Here is a 322-nt window from a genome sequence, read left to right as displayed (position 1 = left end):
GCCTTTGTCTTTGTGCTGACACACGTCAACTACAGCACGGTGACCTGCAACGTCAGGGGACACCTTTTCGACTGTGTACGTGGCGAGTCCGTACTTTCCCTGGCCCGCTGGATGGAGATATTGGGGTGGCCTCGCAACCGTACGCGCTACTTCTTCAACAAGATGTTCGACGCCGGCATCGTGGAGCGGGTGGCCAACCCCTACGTGATGCACATCCGTATCCCCGATTATGATTTCCTTACTGGCAATGCCCGTCCTAAAGCAGCCCCGCGGAAGAAGAAGGCAGCGCCGGTGGCTGGGGTGGGAGAGGACTTCTGCATCT

General features: G+C 58.1%; 1 pseudogene. It reads left to right on the top strand.

The features are described from left to right. Positions 1 to 322: pseudogene (locus tag ABUA47_RS18360) on the top strand (hypothetical protein); the annotation flags it as partial.

The sequence above is a fragment of the Bacteroides sp. RTP31139st1_H2_RTP31139_211217 genome (assembly GCF_040227615.1).
Classification (GTDB): domain Bacteria; phylum Bacteroidota; class Bacteroidia; order Bacteroidales; family Bacteroidaceae; genus Bacteroides; species Bacteroides uniformis.
This window is presented reverse-complemented; position numbering and strand designations above follow the sequence as displayed.